General features: G+C 30.7%; 15 protein-coding genes and 1 pseudogene. 8 read left to right on the forward strand and 8 right to left on the reverse strand.

What is annotated here, in order from left to right; genetic code table 11:
* Window position 1 precedes the first annotated feature (1 nt).
* The 3 genes and pseudogenes from ACY1IQ_RS00630 to ACY1IQ_RS00640 form a co-directional block, all read left to right on the forward strand.
* Window positions 2–988: an ornithine cyclodeaminase family protein gene (locus ACY1IQ_RS00630; protein WP_461612128.1), complete on the forward strand. Its 987-nt coding sequence runs from the start codon at window positions 2–4 to the stop codon at window positions 986–988.
* A gap of 222 nt (window positions 989–1,210) precedes the next feature.
* Complete coding sequence (locus ACY1IQ_RS00635) at window positions 1,211–2,158, forward strand: PhzF family phenazine biosynthesis protein (protein ID WP_461612129.1); 948 nt, start codon at window positions 1,211–1,213, stop codon at window positions 2,156–2,158.
* Between the two features lie 170 nt (window positions 2,159–2,328).
* Window positions 2,329–2,502 (forward strand): annotated as a pseudogene (locus ACY1IQ_RS00640) (transposase); the annotation flags it as partial.
* A gap of 301 nt (window positions 2,503–2,803) precedes the next feature.
* Here ACY1IQ_RS00640 and ACY1IQ_RS00645 read toward each other — a convergent pair.
* Window positions 2,804–4,600 (reverse strand): multicopper oxidase family protein, encoded by a 1,797-nt coding sequence (locus ACY1IQ_RS00645; protein ID WP_461612130.1) that lies wholly within the window; start codon window positions 4,598–4,600, stop codon window positions 2,804–2,806.
* Window positions 4,601–4,873: 273 nt separating this feature from the next.
* Between ACY1IQ_RS00645 and ACY1IQ_RS00650 the strand changes: the two genes are divergently transcribed.
* Both ACY1IQ_RS00650 and ACY1IQ_RS00655 read left to right on the forward strand, forming a co-directional pair.
* Window positions 4,874–5,533 (forward strand): sensor histidine kinase, encoded by a 660-nt coding sequence (locus ACY1IQ_RS00650; protein ID WP_461612346.1) that lies wholly within the window; start codon window positions 4,874–4,876, stop codon window positions 5,531–5,533.
* Window positions 5,534–5,948: 415 nt separating this feature from the next.
* Window positions 5,949–7,568: a vanadium-dependent haloperoxidase gene (locus ACY1IQ_RS00655; RefSeq protein ID WP_461612131.1), complete on the forward strand. Its 1,620-nt coding sequence runs from the start codon at window positions 5,949–5,951 to the stop codon at window positions 7,566–7,568.
* A 311-nt stretch (window positions 7,569–7,879) separates the two neighbouring features.
* Here the strand turns inward: ACY1IQ_RS00655 and ACY1IQ_RS00660 are convergent, their stop codons facing one another.
* Window positions 7,880–8,350: a cupin domain-containing protein gene (locus ACY1IQ_RS00660; protein WP_461612132.1), complete on the reverse strand. Its 471-nt coding sequence runs from the start codon at window positions 8,348–8,350 to the stop codon at window positions 7,880–7,882.
* A gap of 299 nt (window positions 8,351–8,649) precedes the next feature.
* Here ACY1IQ_RS00660 and tnpB point away from each other — a divergent pair, with 299 nt between their 5' ends.
* Entirely contained in the window at window positions 8,650–9,738 is a 1,089-nt protein-coding gene (gene tnpB, locus ACY1IQ_RS00665) for an IS200/IS605 family element RNA-guided endonuclease TnpB (RefSeq protein WP_461612347.1), read from the forward strand.
* Window positions 9,739–10,424: 686 nt separating this feature from the next.
* Here the strand turns inward: tnpB and spoVAE are convergent.
* The 5 genes from spoVAE to ACY1IQ_RS00690 are packed head-to-tail and all read right to left on the reverse strand — an operon-like array spanning window position 10,425 to window position 13,373.
* The gene (spoVAE, locus tag ACY1IQ_RS00670) at window positions 10,425–10,778 is read right to left on the reverse strand and encodes a stage V sporulation protein AE (RefSeq protein ID WP_039633011.1); all 354 of its coding nucleotides are present in this window, start codon (window positions 10,776–10,778) and stop codon (window positions 10,425–10,427) included.
* Between the two features lie 22 nt (window positions 10,779–10,800).
* The gene (gene spoVAD, locus ACY1IQ_RS00675) at window positions 10,801–11,802 is read right to left on the reverse strand and encodes a stage V sporulation protein AD (protein ID WP_461612133.1); all 1,002 of its coding nucleotides are present in this window, start codon (window positions 11,800–11,802) and stop codon (window positions 10,801–10,803) included.
* On the reverse strand, window positions 11,803–12,282 hold the full coding sequence (gene spoVAC, locus ACY1IQ_RS00680) for a stage V sporulation protein AC (protein WP_461612134.1): 480 nt from the start codon (window positions 12,280–12,282) through the stop codon (window positions 11,803–11,805).
* Between the two features lie 12 nt (window positions 12,283–12,294).
* Complete coding sequence (locus tag ACY1IQ_RS00685; protein WP_461612135.1) at window positions 12,295–13,155, reverse strand: DUF421 domain-containing protein; 861 nt, start codon at window positions 13,153–13,155, stop codon at window positions 12,295–12,297.
* Window positions 13,156–13,166: 11 nt separating this feature from the next.
* Window positions 13,167–13,373, reverse strand: a complete 207-nt coding sequence (locus ACY1IQ_RS00690) for a DUF1657 domain-containing protein (protein ID WP_461612136.1) — start codon at window positions 13,371–13,373, stop codon at window positions 13,167–13,169.
* Between the two features lie 252 nt (window positions 13,374–13,625).
* Here ACY1IQ_RS00690 and ACY1IQ_RS00695 point away from each other — a divergent pair, with 252 nt between their 5' ends.
* Window positions 13,626–13,829 carry a DUF1657 domain-containing protein gene (locus tag ACY1IQ_RS00695; protein ID WP_461612137.1) on the forward strand — a complete coding sequence of 68 codons (204 nt, stop codon included), beginning with the start codon at window positions 13,626–13,628 and terminating at the stop codon, window positions 13,827–13,829.
* Window positions 13,830–14,480: 651 nt separating this feature from the next.
* Here the strand turns inward: ACY1IQ_RS00695 and ACY1IQ_RS00700 are convergent.
* A complete protein-coding gene (locus ACY1IQ_RS00700; protein WP_461612138.1) occupies window positions 14,481–15,281 on the reverse strand; it encodes a MerR family transcriptional regulator in 801 nt (266 codons plus the stop codon).
* Window positions 15,282–15,389: 108 nt separating this feature from the next.
* Between ACY1IQ_RS00700 and ACY1IQ_RS00705 the strand changes: the two genes are divergently transcribed.
* Complete coding sequence (locus ACY1IQ_RS00705) at window positions 15,390–17,117, forward strand: ABC transporter ATP-binding protein (RefSeq protein ID WP_461612139.1); 1,728 nt, start codon at window positions 15,390–15,392, stop codon at window positions 17,115–17,117.
* Window position 17,118 lies beyond the last annotated feature (1 nt).

Consider the following 17,118-nt stretch of genomic DNA (forward strand, 5'->3'; position numbering starts at 1 on the left):
CATGAAAACATTGATGCTTAATCAGAAAGAAGTAAAGCAAATATTAAATATGACAGATACTATTGTTGCAGTAGAGGAAGCATATAAGGACTTTAATAGAAAATTGGTAGTTCAGCCACCGATTCTTTCTATTGAGGTACCAGATTATAATGGAGAAATGGATCTAAAGGCTGGGTATTCAAAGTCCACGGAGATGATTACTGTTAAAACTGCAGTTGGTTATTGGGATAATCCAAAGTGTTATAAATTGCCCACACTTTTAGCAACCATAACCTTATATGATGGAAAAAATGGCTATCCAGTATGTATAATGGATGGCAGCTTGATTACAGGATATCGAACAGGTGCAGCTGGTGGTGTTTCTGCTAAGGTACTAGCGAGAAAAAATTCAGAAGTTGTAGGTGTGATTGGTGCTGGAAATCAAGCTAGAATGCAAGTAGTAGCACTTAAAGAGGTCTTACCTATAAAAAAAGTAAAGGTTTGGAGTCCTATAGGTGAAGATATGTTGAAGTATAAGCAAGATATAGAATCAATGCTTAGTATTCAGGTTATCCTATGTGATGAACCAAAGAAAGCTATAAAATCTTCAGATATTATTGTTACTGCAACATCCAGTAAAAATCCTATTGTACAAGATGAATGGGTTAGTCCTGGCACCCATATAATCGCAATTGGTGCAGATATGAAAGGTAAGCAGGAGCTTGATTCAAAAATTTTTTCCCATGCTAAAATAGTTGTAGATAATATACAGCAGTGTGTGCATCGTGGTGAGATGCAAAACCCAATAAGAGAAGGTATCATCACTGAGAAAGATTTACATGGAGAAATTGGTGAAATCTTATTAGGTACTAAATTAGGACGTGAAAATAATCAAGAGATTACTATATTTGACTCTACAGGAATGTCCATTCAAGATAACATAACTGCTTGCATGATATTTAAAAATGCAATTCGATTAGGGATTGGACAAAGTATTAAATTGATATAATCTAATTAAGATTAATATCACTAAAGTATTCAAGCATTTCATTATAAATAGGACAAAAATATATCATATAATCCTAATAATATGATTTTATATCGCTATATATTATGAAATAAATAGGAGAAAGTGGCTGTAGTTTGCTAAATGGTATATTAATTTAGTGAATTCTCCTTGTTGTGCTTTGCCTACATTATAAAACTAAATAAACTTAGGAGGAATTTAAATATGGGAATATCAGTTTATATAGTAAATGCTTTTACTAAAGATAATAAAGGGGGGAATGGTGCAGGTATAGTTGTAGATGCTTCTATGCTTAACACCTTAGAAATGCAAATTATTGCAAAAGAAGTAGGACTATCTGAAACAGCGTTTATAATTCCTAATGCTAATAAAAAAGAACATAATAATTCTAAGAATCTAGAAGATTATGATTTTGAAGTTAGATTCTTTACACCAACTCAGGAAGTTGAACTTTGTGGTCACGCTACTATCGCCAGTTTCTATACCTTAGCAAAGCTAGGAATGATAACCTGCGATGAAGGAAAAAGTCAAAAAATTATAAGACAAAAAACTAAAGCAGGCATATTAGATGTAGAGCTTAATTTTAGTGATGGTAAAATATCTAACGTTCTAATGACTCAAGCAGAGCCTAAATTTTTATTTGAAATAGATGATAGTAAAGAACTTTGTGATATTCTAGGTATTTCAAGCGAAGATATTTTTATAGAACCTTTTAAGATAAAACCTCAGGCGGTATCTACTGGACTTGCAGATATAATGCTTCCTGTTAAAAATCTTAAAGTATTAAAATCAATCAATCCTGATTTTAAGAAATTAGCAGACTATAGTAACTCCTTAGGTGTGATTGGAGTTCATGCCTTTACTTTAGAAACAGAAAATGATACTTCTACTGTTTCTACAAGGAACTTTGGGCCTGCAGCAGGAATTGATGAAGAAAGTGCAACAGGCACTTCTAATGGAGCGTTAGGAGCCTATCTTATAAAGAATGAAATTATAAAAGTTAATGAAGATGAAAACATAGCTATTTATTGTGAACAAGGATACTATATGGATAATCCTAGTGAGATAATAGTTAAAGTAGAAAAAAGTTTTGAAAGAATTAGTATTAAAGTAGGGGGAAAAGCCTCAATAGTGAACAAAACTGAAATATAATTAGGGACATTTTAAAAAGGGCTTTTGCCCTTTTTTTATTTATGGAATTTATTCTGTTGAGCTCGTGAATGTGCGGAACAATAAACTACCTACTACGCAAATGGATGACAATTTAGTTATACAAAAATTCATCTTTCCATTATAATAGAAGCGTTCAAACTACTATTACAATGATAAAAAAGGTGAGTTTTAGGGATAAAAGTTTATTACATACAAGGTGGATGTGCAAGTATCATATTATATTTACACCTAAATTTAGAAGAAAGATAATATACAACAAATATAAAGAAAGTATAAGAGATATATTAAGAAATTTGTGCAAATATAAGGAAGTAGAAATTATATAAGGATATCTGATGACTTTATCCTTATAAAGCTCTTATAGAATCTTTACTTATTAACTTTCATTTTTTCATTGTATCTATTATTTTTAGGAGTTACTTTCTTATATTTAGTTAGTATTAATTTTGCTTGTTTTTTCTTTGTTTTAAATAATTTCTGATATCACAAGTAGTAAAATAAAAAACTATAGAAATGAGTTAGAGAATATGATAAATTAATTGTATTTATATTCTATAAACTAATATATCACTTAGCTTGTCCATTTTTTTACATTTGCAGATTAGTATATAATTTATATTACACTTATTTATTAACTTTTAAAGAAATATTATTTCCATATTTGTTTACTACCTCCATAGGTCTCATCATTTCATTATCTTCATGGTCTAATAAATGACAGTGCCATACATATCCAGGAAAATCACTTGGATCAAATGGAAATAAATTATCTCCAGGCTTTACCCGTTCAGGATTTTCTATACTTGGAAACATTGGTACAATTATTCTAGTAACTTGTCCAGGGTAAGCTATAACAGTATCTTTCCATCCACATTCTGAAGCTGTTGGTTTAATAGGCTTTCCTATTAAATAGCTATTAGGCTCTATTATTTTTGTAGGATCGCTTAATGGTGATGGACCATTTATAGCATTAAAATCATTGGCATATAATGTGCTATCAATAGCTTGTCTATTTAACACTTGAAAATTTATAAGGTGTATATGAATTGGATGTGCTCCTCCAGTTATATTTACTATTTCCCATACTTGAGTAGAACCTACTAGTGGCTTTTCAGACACAGGTGCATGCCATGCTTGTCCGTTTAATAAAAGGGCATCAAGTCCACTTGAATTTAGTGATGCATTTAAAATAACAACTCTTTTAGAGACTGTTTCCTGCAATTTTGGAATGTTATTTAATTTGCAAGGCAATTTTAAAGGACAATATTTATATTTACACTTTTCTATTTTAAACTGCATTACTTGACCTGTTGTTTCTTTATCTAATTGTGAGTCTTCATTTACATTTAGCAATAATACTTTTTCATCTGTAAATTTAGAAAAGTCTATTATAACATCTATTCTTTCGGCAGGTGATAAAGTTATTTTATCTACATATATTGGTTTTTCAGCATATCCAGAGTCAGTACCAATTATTATAAAATCTTTATTATTGGATAATTTAAAAGTATAAAATCTTGAATTTGCACTATTTACTATTCTAAATCTATAAGGTCTTTTCTTAACATTTAAATTTGGCCACACTTTACCATTAACAACATTAGCATTTCCTAAAAATCCAGGTCTCCAATATGGATGAGTATTTGGATTGATTCCATTAGATGGAAAGTGTAAGCTGCCATCTTCATTAAAGGACTTATCTTGTACTATAAGTGTTATATCATATTTACCTTGAGGCATTGGAGAGCTATCTTCACAATCTAATATATTATAAGGATCTTTTATTATATATGCTCCACTTAAACCAGCATAAACATTTAGTCTAGTAATTCCCAATGTGTGATCATGGTAAAATAAATTTGATGATTGTTGTTGATTTAGATATCTATATACATTAGTTTCATATGCTGGCCCTGTTATACCATTAAAGGTAAACCATGAATCAGGAAATCCATCGTATTTAGCTTCACTTTCTCCTCCATGAAGGTGGGTAACTGTAGGAACTGGAAATTGGGCTTCAATAAATCCAGGAGGAAATGACGGCCATGGTTTTGGAGGTACTATAAAATTGTTTGGATTTGCCCAGTGAAGAGTTGGATCTACAGGTAGTATATGCTCACTATCTATTTTATTTCTCCACTCCACGGATATAGCTTCATTTGTTTTTACTATAAATGAAGGACCTGGAGTAGATGATACATATTCTTCTGTATCGTCATTGCTATAAACTATACCTCCATATGCATATACTGTAGTCTTAGGATAACCCTCTGGTAACATTTGAACTTCAGTTTTAATTATATCTACTCTATAAGTTGGTATACATTTTTTTAAAATACAATCATACTCATATATAGGTTTAAAAACAGGTAATATATCGAGATCAGATGTGTATTTTGGTATTGTTTTTGAATCAATCAAGAAATCATCTCCTTTTCATTTAAGGCATCTTCAAGAAAATAACATACTGGTCTATTATTTTCTTGAAGATGCCTTAATTCAATGTATGATTAATCTCTTGTTAAGGTTACGATCTGTAAAATTAAAATGAAGAGAAAATAAAATTTAAAAAGTAACTAATTTTATGTCAATAACTTTTAATTTTACTTGTTTTATAATAAATTGCAAAAATAAGAGGAACAAACTTGAAATTCAATTAACAATATTAAGCTCCAAAGTGAATTAAGACAAACAATTACTAATATGTCTCATGATCTTAGAACTCCTTTAACTTCAATTATAGGATATATTCAATTTTGCAAATTAGATAATATAAATGAAGAGGAGAGAATAGCATATTTAAATATAGCGGAGCAAAGGGCAAAATTTCTTGAAACATTATTAAATGATTTTTATGAACTGTCACTAATAGAATATTTGGATCATGAACTTAAACTGGAAAGTTTAAATTTTACTAGAATATTGCAAGAGCTTTTATTGGGTAGATATAGGGATTTTTTAGATAAAGGTTTGAGTCCTATTATAGAAATACCAAAAGATAGTATATATATTATCGCTGAAGAAAAATATTTGGAACGTATAATTGAAAACTTATTAAGTAATGCTATCAAATATGCAAAGAACAAGTTGTGTATCTCTTTAGTTTTAGAAAAGGAAATGGTATTATTAAAAGTCAGCAATACTACTGACGATTTGAGCTCTATAGATGTTGATAAAATTTTTTATAAATTTTATATGTCAGATAAAAATCGATCAAGAAAAGGTACAGAGCTTGGTCTATCTATAGTAAAGAGTTTAATGGAGAAAATTAATGGGACTATAGAAGCAGATAAGTGCGGGAATATGCTAAATATTTATTGTAGATTTAAGGTTCACAACTTCCACTTATCGTAAAATAAAAATTCACCATAGAAATGTGGTGAATTTTTTAATTATACTGGTCATTAGCTATAAACAAAGTATATTAAAGATAAAGCATTCTATAATAATACTGTACCATAAAGTGGATAACATTATAAGTTTATTATTACTAAAGAAGTATTAGTATAATTTAAAGATAATGGTAAAAGAGAGTAGATTAAATGAGCAATGAGGTAATCAGATTTTTAAAAAATCATAGGTCAATAAGAAGCTTTAAAAAGAAAAAAATTGAAAAAGAAATTTTAGAGTAATTAAATTATATAACATTTGAGATTAAGAATAGAAATTTAATCACTCGATACATATAATATACTGAAGAATTGATATAGATAGTATATTTAAATTTGAATATAGTAAAGCTCTAATTCAAATAGTAGGAGTGATTAAGGTGGAAGAAAAGCATGATAAAAAGAAAGAAACGAATCAAGTCGAAGATAAAGTTTGTATTACTAAGTCCGTATGCTCTAAATATAATGCAATAACAGATCAGTGTGAGATTGGACCTTTGACGCCTGAACAGAGGCGCGGTGAGGCCTTTGAAAAAAGAATTCAGTCTGCTTTATTTCAGAAGAATTTGATTCTTCAGGGTCAAAGATGCAATGACGATGAAATTTTATATGTAAATAAGATTGGAAATTATACAAAGGCTTTACCTCATAATTTGTTAGGAGAAGTAAATTTAGAGGCCTACAACATTTGGATAAGCACATTAACCACTGGAAATCCAGAAAAATTTGAGTTGTTACCACTAGGAGGGACTAGAAAATTCTCTGACCCTCAGGCCTCGTATGCGTATGAGATGGTGGGACCTGATTCTCACCATCTTACTATAGCACCAGCTCCGAGCTTTTCAGGTGCCATAGAAGCAAGTGAAATGGCTGAGGATTATTGGATGGCTTTAACTCGTGATGTCCCTTTTGTAGATTATAATACTAGCCCTGAAACTAGGGCTGCAGCTGAGGATTTATCAAAGTTTTCGAAGTTTGATGGACCTAAATGCAAATGTAAAGTCACCACGGGAACACTATTCCGTAGTAATGTACCTGGCGCTTTGGAAGGGCCATATGTTTCACAGTTCCTCTTGAAGGATATTCCCTTTGGAGCAAAAACTGTAACACAGAATTACATTGCATCTGTGGGAAAAATCGATTATATGACTTCATATAATGAATGGCTTAATATACAGAATGGACAGGCGCCCTCTTCAACATTAAAACTTGATCCAATACCTCGATATATTAGTAATGGCAGAGTTCTCGGTGAATATGTCCATAAAGACAGCAGCATTCAGGCTGCAATAACGGCTTGCTTGATACTATTAGGCTTTGGACAGGAAGCTCTGTCTTTGAGCAATCCCTATTTATTCTCAAAGACCCAGGAGGGGTTTGCTACCTTTGGTGCTCCACATGTTTTGGATTTTGCGGCTCGTGCAGCAAGGATGGCACTTGAAGCAGCCTGGTTCCAAAAGTTTTTGGTGCATCGAAGATTAAGACCCGAAGAGTTTGGAGGATACGTACAAAACCTTAAGACAGGTGCCGCAAGATATCCGATTAATCCAGAATTATTAAATTCAAAGGTATTAGAGATAGTATTTGAAAAATATGGAACTTACCTTCTGCCTATGGCCTATCCTGAAGGATGCCCAACTCATCCGGCATATCCTGCAGGCCATGCAGCTCACATTGGAGCGGAGGTAACTATTTTAAAAGCATTTTTCAATGAGGATTATATTATTCCTAATCCAGTAGTAGCTAGCGCTGACGGACTTAAGTTACAACCATATCTTGAGGGTGATCTAAAAGTAGGAGGAGAATTAAATAAGCTTGCTACCAATATTGCTCTTGGACGAGATTTTGCAGGTGTTCACTGGCGTTCAGATGGTTTAGAGGGCATGAAACTTGGAGAAGCTGTGGCAATAGGGTTACTTCAGGACTATAGAAACACCTATAATGAAGAATTTTACGGTTTTTCCTTCACAAAATTTGATGGTACAAGGGTAATAATTTAAAAAATATAGCAATGAAACATGGAATAGTAAATACTAAACATCCCTAAAAATATCAATCTGTAAACTTGTGGACAAATTTGTAATGAAGTTATAATTAAATGAGAGGTTTACTTAAAAGTGAATTTTAAACCACTTTCAAGTAGACCTTCTATAATTTTTGGATATTATTTTAACTTTAGAATTATTAGATATTGTAAGAATCTATTATCACATAGTAATGGCATTCTGTGTCTCCTACAATTGTTGAAGTATATTAGTATAAAATTTGCTTTTTATAATTCTTTATATTTAGTTAATATAAAGAATATGTTTTATCTAGTTAATTTCTTTATTACATCTTCGAGTTTTGGATACATATTCAAAAGTTCTGCTCTCTCAAACAGCTCAAAATCATCAAAAGTAAATGCAGGGACTACCATACATCCAACTAAAGCAAATCCATCATTGTTCATAGAAGAACCAAATATATATCCCTTAGGAACTAAAATTTGGGGAACTTCTCCTTTTTCTACATCCAATCCTAATTGCTTAGTTATAAGCTTACCCTCTGGTGTTATCATATATATAGTCAGAGCTTGACCATCGTGGTAATACCACATCTCATCAGAAGTTAATCTGTGAAAATGAGATACCTCTCCAGTTTTAAGTAAGAAATATATGCTACTAAATAATTTTTTATCTTCTCTAAAGAAATCTTCTGATATTATTGATTCTTTGAAGTACCCTCCTTCCACATGTGGTATCATGTCTAATTTTTCTATATAATATTGTGCTGATTTCATGTTGTACCTCCTAAGTATAATAAATATATTATACTAAAAGTTTAACATAATTGTGCGAAATTCTTCCATCATCTATAAGTGGGAGATGAATGGCACTTGCCGGTAGGCAACAAGTATGACAAACTATAATCAGTTACATTAACTGAAAGGTAGTGTCATTGATGAAATTAGATAATAATAATAATTTAGTATTAGTTATAAAGTATAGAAGAGAAGTTATTGTATTATAATAGTTGTGGTGTGACCATAGATATAGTTAAAAATATATAAAAAATCAAGGAATGAAATGAGGTGAGGATATATTAAAGACTTATAAATATAGAATTTATCCAAATGAAAAACAAAAATTATATTTAGTTAAAACCTTTGGCTGTAGTAGATTTATCTATAATAAAATGTTAGTAGATAGAATTAAATCTTATGAAGAAAACAAAGATTTAGATATTAAACAAATTAAGTATCCTACACCTGCACAATATAAGACTGAATTTCCTTGGCTAAAAGAAGTTGATAGTTTAGCTTTAGCTAATGAACAATTAAATTTAGATAAAGCTTATAAGAACTTTTTTAGAGATAAGTCAGTAGGATTTCCTAAATTCAAAAGTAAGAAAAGTAATTATCATAGTTATACAACTAATAATCAAAAAGGTACTGTATATATTAAAAATAACAAAATAAAAATACCAAAATTAAAAACGATGATAAAGATAAAACAGCATAGACAATTTGATGGATTAATTAAGAGTTGTACTATATCTAAAACACCTAGCAGCAAATATTATGTTTCTATATTAGTTGATACAGAAAATATTAAATTACCTAAAATTGATAAAAAAGTAGGAGTAGATGTGGGTATCAAAGAATTTGCAATATGCTTAGATGGATATAGAGAGCCTAATCCAAAGTATCTTAGAAAATCAGAAAGAAGATTAATTAAGTTACAAAAAAACTTATCAAGAAAGCAAAAAGGGAGTAACAATAGAAATAAAGCAAGATTAAAAGTAGCTAAATTACATGAAAGGATAGCAAATCAAAGGGCAGATTTCTTACATAAGTTATCAATAAAACTTGTTAGAGAAAACCAATCTATAGTTATTGAGGACTTAAAAGTTAAGAACATGCAGCAAAATCATAAACTAGCAAAAGCTATAAGTGAAGCTAGTTGGTCAGAATTTAGAAAAATGTTAGAATATAAAGCTGATTGGTATGGGAGAGAATTAGTTATAGCACCTAGTAATTATGCTAGTTCTAAGTTATGCTCTGAATGTGGATATAAAAATGAAGAAGTAAAAAATCTAGCCCTTAGAGAATGGATATGTCCTAATTGTGGTACGAAGCATGATAGAGATATAAATGCTAGTAAAAATCTACTGAAATTAGTAATGTAATTTTGGTATTATAACGAGGTTGGTTCGACCTTTTGAGCGTGGGTAAACTTGTTCCAATAGGAATATTGACCACGAAGCTACTACTTCAACGAGGTAAGTGGTAGTAGTTCACTGATTTGTATTAATAATAGAAATTGATGATTTTACCATTGATATGACTCATAGGGGGAAAATTCTGTAGAAATATGCGTGAAATTTAATCGCGGTATTATTGATGGGAATCGCCTCCACCATAGAAGAAATCCACAATCCCTAAGATTGCGGATTTTATATTTTAAATATAAAAATATAAAATACATGTAATGTTTAGGTTCACTGGAAAATCCTAAGCCGCGGCTCAGCTAAATTTACTTTTCATTATGACTGTTAAGAAGTAAATACTTCTAGAAGTTAAAAACATGAGTTAGAGACATTAAGTAGAGTAATAAAAAGCTTATACAAAATTATTAAATACTAGGATATAAGCTATCTTATAAAACAAAATATAAAACTTCTATAATACACCAAGGGACTTAACTTAAAATTAAGTTCAATGTATAGTAAGCACTATTAGAAATAATGGAAAAAGGTGTCTACTCACTTCAACTATGAAACCCCCAACAATACAAAAATGTATTGTCAGGGGCATTTTAGTTTATATGAATTTAGAGAAAGACTTTATATTTATAATCACTTTTTTCATATGCTTAACCTTTTGGTTTAAATATCAGGGCAGAAATAAATCCAAAGATTATTGCTGAAGAAACTCCTGCACTTACTGTCTTTAAAACACCAGTAAATATTCCTATAAAACCGGTTTTCTCAGCTTCAGTTATAGCAGCTGTTACAAGGGTATTTCCAAAACTACTTATAGGTACAAATGCTCCCGCACCTGCGAATTTTACTAAAGGATCATATAGACCAAATCCACCTAAGATTGCACCAATTACAACTAGTGTACAAGTTGTGTGTGCAGGAGTAATCTTTAAAGTATCCATTATAAGTTGCCCAATAACACAAATTAAACCACCTATTATAAATGCAAAAATAAATTTTTCCATAACTTAACTCACACCTTCTTTTTTACATTTCTATAGAAACAGCATGGGCAATGCTAGGTATGCTTTCCTTTTGTTGATAGGAGATAGGAGACATTAAGGCACCAGTTGCAACAATTAATATTTTCTTTAATTCTCCTTTTCGCATACGATTAAGTAAATGTCCATAAGTTACAGCAGCAGAACAAGCACAGCCACTGCCACCAGAAAAGCTTGGTTGTTCTTTTTTATATATTAAAAGTCCGCAATCTGTAAATATATGTGCTGGCATATTTATGTCATGTTTTTCTAATAAAGCATTAGCAAGTTCATGACCAACTTTTCCTAAATCACCAGTAGCAATAAGATCATAATGAGAAGCATCAATATTTAAATCTCTAAAATGAGCTTCAATGGTATCTACAGCTGCTGGTGCCATAGCTGCTCCAAGATTAGAGGGATCTGAAATTCCCATGTCTACTACTCTTCCTATGGTAGCAGAAGTTATTTTAGGTCCATTTCCATTTTGCCCAAGAACTACAGCTCCAGCTCCAGTTACTGTCCACTGAGCAGTAGGTGGTCTTTGTACACCATATTCAGTAGGATATCTAAATTGTTTTTCAGCAGCTGCATTATGACTACCTGCAGCTGTTATAACATATTTAGCTGCTTTACTTTCTATTAATTGAGCTGCTAATGATAAACCTTCCATGGAGCTAGAACAAGCACCAAAGATTCCGAAATGAGGTATTCCTAAAGTTCTTGCAGCAAAGCTGCTAGAAATGACTTGATTCATTAAGTCTCCACTTAAAAAAAAGTTGATATTTTCCTTTTTTATCTTTGATTTTTGTATTGCTCTTTCACAAGCATGCTCAAGTAGAGCCCTTTCTGCTTTTTCATAGCTATCTTGCCCAAGCCATAAATCTTCATAAAGTATATCAAAGTCGTCAGCTAAAGCACCATTAGCTTCAAAAGGACCACCGACAACTGCAGAAGCTAATATTGTAGGTTTAGAATTAAAAATCCAGGATTGATGTCCTTTAAGCATTTACATCGCCCCCAACCATTTTATTGTCATTTTTATTGTAGCAACTACAAAAGCAGCAAAAACTCCATAAACAATAATGGCGCCTGCAAGTCTGAACATATTTCCAGCTACTCCAAGTACAAATCCTTCACTTTTATGTTCAATTGAAGAAGAAGCTATAGAATTGGCAAAGCCTGTAATAGGAACAGCAGACCCACATCCAGCCCATTGACTAAGATGATCATAAATTCCAAGGCCAGTAAATAAAGCTGCAAAAAAGATTAAAACTACGTAAGTAGGACCTACTGATGTCTTTTCATTAAAATTAAAATAGTTGATAAAGACCCACTGTAATCCTTGACCAATTGTACATATTGTACCGCCTACGAGAAAGGCTCTAATACAATTAGTAAAAATAGATCTTTTAGGTTCTATACTCTTTACTAATGCATCATATTGCTGCTGAGTTGGAGTCATTCTTTTCTTTTTCATATTTGACATTTATTTCACCTTCTAACGTAATAAATATGGTTCTAATTTTTTCATGACTTTTTCTAATTTTTCAGCACTTTGTGAGTACATAGTCTTTGCCTCTTTACTGTTACAGTCTAAAGAAAATGACATAAGATCTGCTTGACTTTTTTGAATGCTAGCATATAGCATTTCTTTAACCTGTGTTTTAGGGACTTGTATCATATCATCAAAAAGATCTACATATAAGTCTCCAGAAGAATCTACTTGACCAAGAAAAACATTTTTAAGGTCAACCCCTTTAATTTCTAGCTGGGTTGTAAGCCAGCCTCGATTTAAGCCAGCATTAGTAAGACCTTCATTTAGTATATTTCCATCTAAAATAACTGTTTGTGGTTCAGTTTTAGGGCCTATTTGTTTTCCTAAATCATATGGGGTAATAGGTTTTTTATCAGCTTTTAAACTAACATTTATATCTCCAGTTGTTTCCATTACAGCAAATTCAACATCGGCTAAGTTAAATGCTTTTTTTGAACGCATTTCTTGTAGGAATTCTTGACCTGTAATTCTCTCTTTAGATAAGTTATCTTCCATGATTTTGCCGTTTTTAATTAGTACTCTTTCCTTACCATGTATTAGGTTATAAATCCACTTACTTCTCATAGAAGCATAATCTAAGATAATAGGCATCAATGCCCAAACAGCCAATGTAATTAGTCCAAAGTAAAGATTATCAACAAGATTTAAAGAAGTTAAAGTAATTATAATAGCAATGACAGCATAAGAAATAAAGTCAAAGGGAGTAGCTCTAGATAAGGTCTTCTTCTTCATATATTTTGTTATAACTAATGCTAAAAAAAATAAAACTATTGAATTAAATAATATTATTAACCAAGAATTCATATGCCACCTCACTAGTTGCCTTTGTATTGGGGTTCCTCAAACTCCATAGCGCCTATTCTTTTTTCTAAATCTGTGTAAATTTTACTTATTTCTTCAGATGTCTGATTATAAATAGCTCTAGATTTTTTATCACGTTCTTGTAATGAATACATTCTTAAAGTGGCCTCAGCTCCTTTTAGTGTAGCCAATGTTTGTTTTACCTTTGAAATCGCAGTCATATAAAAGTCTCCTTTATATTTATTAAATTACTTTCTAACTTACTTTAACCAATGAGATTAATTTTAATTCATTTCTTAATATGAATATTTATTTAAATTATTAAAAACAAATTACTAAAGCTTAATAAATATAGACTAGATTTAAAAAGGAATATATTTCATTATGAATAAAAGGAATATTTAAATTGATTATGAACAAAATATATTTGCAATAAAAAATTATAAATAAAAAATTATAAAGGAGGAATTTTTATGCCAACAGGAACTAAACTTGAAACAGCATTATCTAGTGCTAAAGGATTAGCTGCTGATATGAAGACATTTTCTTTAGATACAGATGATCAAGAAGCAAAACAAATGTTTAATCAACTTGCAAATACAATGGAAAGTGTACAACAAGCACTTCAATCAAGAGTTGACTTTGTAAAACAAGAAGAACCTCAATATAATAAATAATTAATATACTCTCATATCTAGTTAAATTTATATTTTATAGATATGGGAGTATATTAATATATAATATAATTTTCAGTTCTTTTAGAATTACTAAATTATGAACTAATTACATAAATAAACTTACAATATAAAAATAATTACTAATAAGTATATTATAACTATGCTTTTATAAAACATTTAGAGAAGACAGAACAATATATAAAACAAGAGAGATGGATAAAAGATAACTTTAGTTTCGCCCTCGCTTTATCAAATTTAATGTTGTGCAACAATCTAAGATTTCTAATGTTTATAGAAAGTTATTAAGCACTAGGATAGAAGCTATCTTATAAAAATAAAATATAAAACTTTTATAATACACCAAGAGACTTAGCTGAGTATTACAAAGACTGAAAAAATGGTAATATTAGAAAATCAATTTGCTGAAGGTTATATTTCCTTACAAGAATACCAATTACAAATATCAAAACATATATAGTAGAATTTATTTATAATTTAGGCTGATAAGATGGAGCTTTAATTGAGATTAAGATCACGAGATAAAGTAAAAAATAAATATATAAAAACTAAGGAGCGTACAAAAAAATAAATATAAGAACGTCAAAAAAATTTATTGTATCAGTATAGAGAATGCGGTGGAGAATATTTAAATTAAATATCTTTCACCATTATTTCTATCTTTACACAGTATTGCTTTTCATCTTTAGTAGTAAGTTCATTTAGAGGATATTCCTCATAGGCATTACTACAAATGCGTAGATTATTTTCTTTAATAAATGTAAATAACTTTTCATAAAGATCATCGGATTCTCCATAAGCACATCTACCATAGAACACTGCATACTTACCTTCCGGCTTATATGAATTTTGGTCATTTTCCACTTTAAAATAATAGTGCATTACTAATAAAGGCTCTCCAGACTCAATGCTTTCTGTATTAATAATAGCACCAAGAGGATAACCTACATCAATTCCATTTTCAGCAGCGAAATTATAAAATGAAATAGTAGAATCATCTGGAGGATTATTAGAAAGTATAGGGCCTAAAAAAATAGGTTCTTTCTTTTTATATTCAATATTTATGCTGTTTTCTTCATATTTAATAGCATCTTCTGCCATATCCACATATAATTGCATAATTTCTAGAATACGTTTAAGTTTTTTTATTTCCGTCAAAATATGCTTTTTCTGTGCATTAAACAAAGAAAACATCTGCTCAGGAGTACGTATATCTATGTATTTCTTGATTTCGTCTATACTAATGCCAATTTCTCTAAGAGAAATGATTAAATATGCTGTAGTAAGCTGACTTCTAGTATAATATCGATAACCATTTTCACCACGAAATTCTGGAGAGAACAACCCAATTTGATCATAATATCTTAGGTTTTCACGCTTAATACCAGTGAGACGGGAAAATTCTTTTATTGGCATATAAGATTTATCTTTCATAATAACCTCCAAACTTTAAATAAACTATTGACATTAAAGTTACTTTAAGCTTTATAATACCACTGAAAATAAATTTTTGCAAAATTACTTACATAACGGAGGTATACTATGAAGTATTTAAAAGTGTTCCTAAAAGAAAGAAAAGGAAAAGTAGGAATAACATTAATTATGCTTTTAGGACAAGTAGTAGGAACATTACTCATTCCATTTCTAATAGCAGGGATTGTAGACAATGGAATTTTGAAAGGTGATATGAATGAGATTCTTCGTATAGGGGTTCAAATGATATTACTTCTTTTAATAACAACAGTGGCAGCTGTCTTAGGAAGTTACTATTCTGCTGACTTGGCTGCAGTTTTTGGCTATTACATGAGAGATAAGATTTTCTGTAAGAGTCAGGAATTATCTATTCATGAATTTGACACTATTGGTATTTCTTCTATGATTACACGTACAACTTCAGATATTTCTAATTTACAACAGACTTTTGGGTTGGTCTTGCAGCTTATAGTTCCAACTCCACTTATTATTGGTGCATCTATTGTTATGACAGCATACACTAGTTTTACTCTGGCTTTAATACTTATTTTATCTGTGGTAATATTTATGGTTTTTGCTGGCTTAGTACTTAAGAAATCAACTTATATTTCTAAAAGGGTTCAGACTAAGTTAGATCATATTAATCAGGTAATAAGGGAATCTATTACTGGAATCCGTGTTATACGTGCTTTTGGAAATGAAAAATATGAGAAAGGTAGAGCAAGTAAAGCTTTTAAGGGTTATGCTACAGATATGATAAAGCTAAACAAGTTATTTGCTGTATTAAATCCTACAATATGGCTTATAATGGGCTTGTCTATGGCATTTATAGTTTGGATAGGTGGAGTGCTTTCTATGAATGGAACAATGGAAATTGGGCAAATAACTGCAGTTACTGAATATTCTATTATTACATTGAGCTATCTAATATTGGCTACAACAACAAGTGTTACTCTTCCTAAAATGAAATCATGTCTTGATCGTATAGAGGAAGTTTTGGAAATTAATCCAGAGATTCAGGATTTAAACATAGAAAAAGAAGATATAAAGGATAATCCTGCAGTTGTTGAATTTGAAAATGTATCCTTCTTTTATCATGGAGCAGAGGAGCCAGTTATAAGAAACCTATCATTCTCATGTAATGAAGGTCAGACAACAGCCATTATTGGAAGTACAGGCTCTGGTAAGAGCACTATTGCTAATCTTATTCTAAGATTACATGACATAGACCAAGGAGAAATTCGTATAAATGGTGTGGATATAAGATGTCTTTCACAAAAGGAATTAAGGGATACAATTGGTTACGTTCCTCAGAAAGCTTTCTTATTTAGCGGGACAATTGAAGATAACCTAAGAATGGGGTATAAAGAGGCAACTAAGGAAGATATGAAAAGAGCATTAAGCATTTCTCAAGCAGATTCTTTTATATATAAATTACCTATGAGATTAGAATCTGAAGTTGCTCAAGGTGGATCTAATTTTTCAGGTGGACAGAAACAACGTTTGTCTATTGCAAGGGCCCTTATAAGGAAGGCACCAGTTTATATTTTCGATGATAGCTTTTCTGCTTTGGACTTAAAAACAGATTCAGCACTTCGTAAATCACTTAAAGAAAATATGACAGATGCAGCCAAGATAATAATTGCACAGAGAGTAAGTACAATTATGGATGCAGATCAAATCCTTGTATTAGACGAAGGAAAACTAGTTGGTATTGGAAAACATAATGACCTAATGAAAAACTGTTCTGTATATCAAGCAATTGCTAAAAGTCAGATGAATATAAAGGAGGCTTGAT

The sequence above is a fragment of the Clostridium sp. Marseille-QA1073 genome (genome assembly GCF_054863625.1).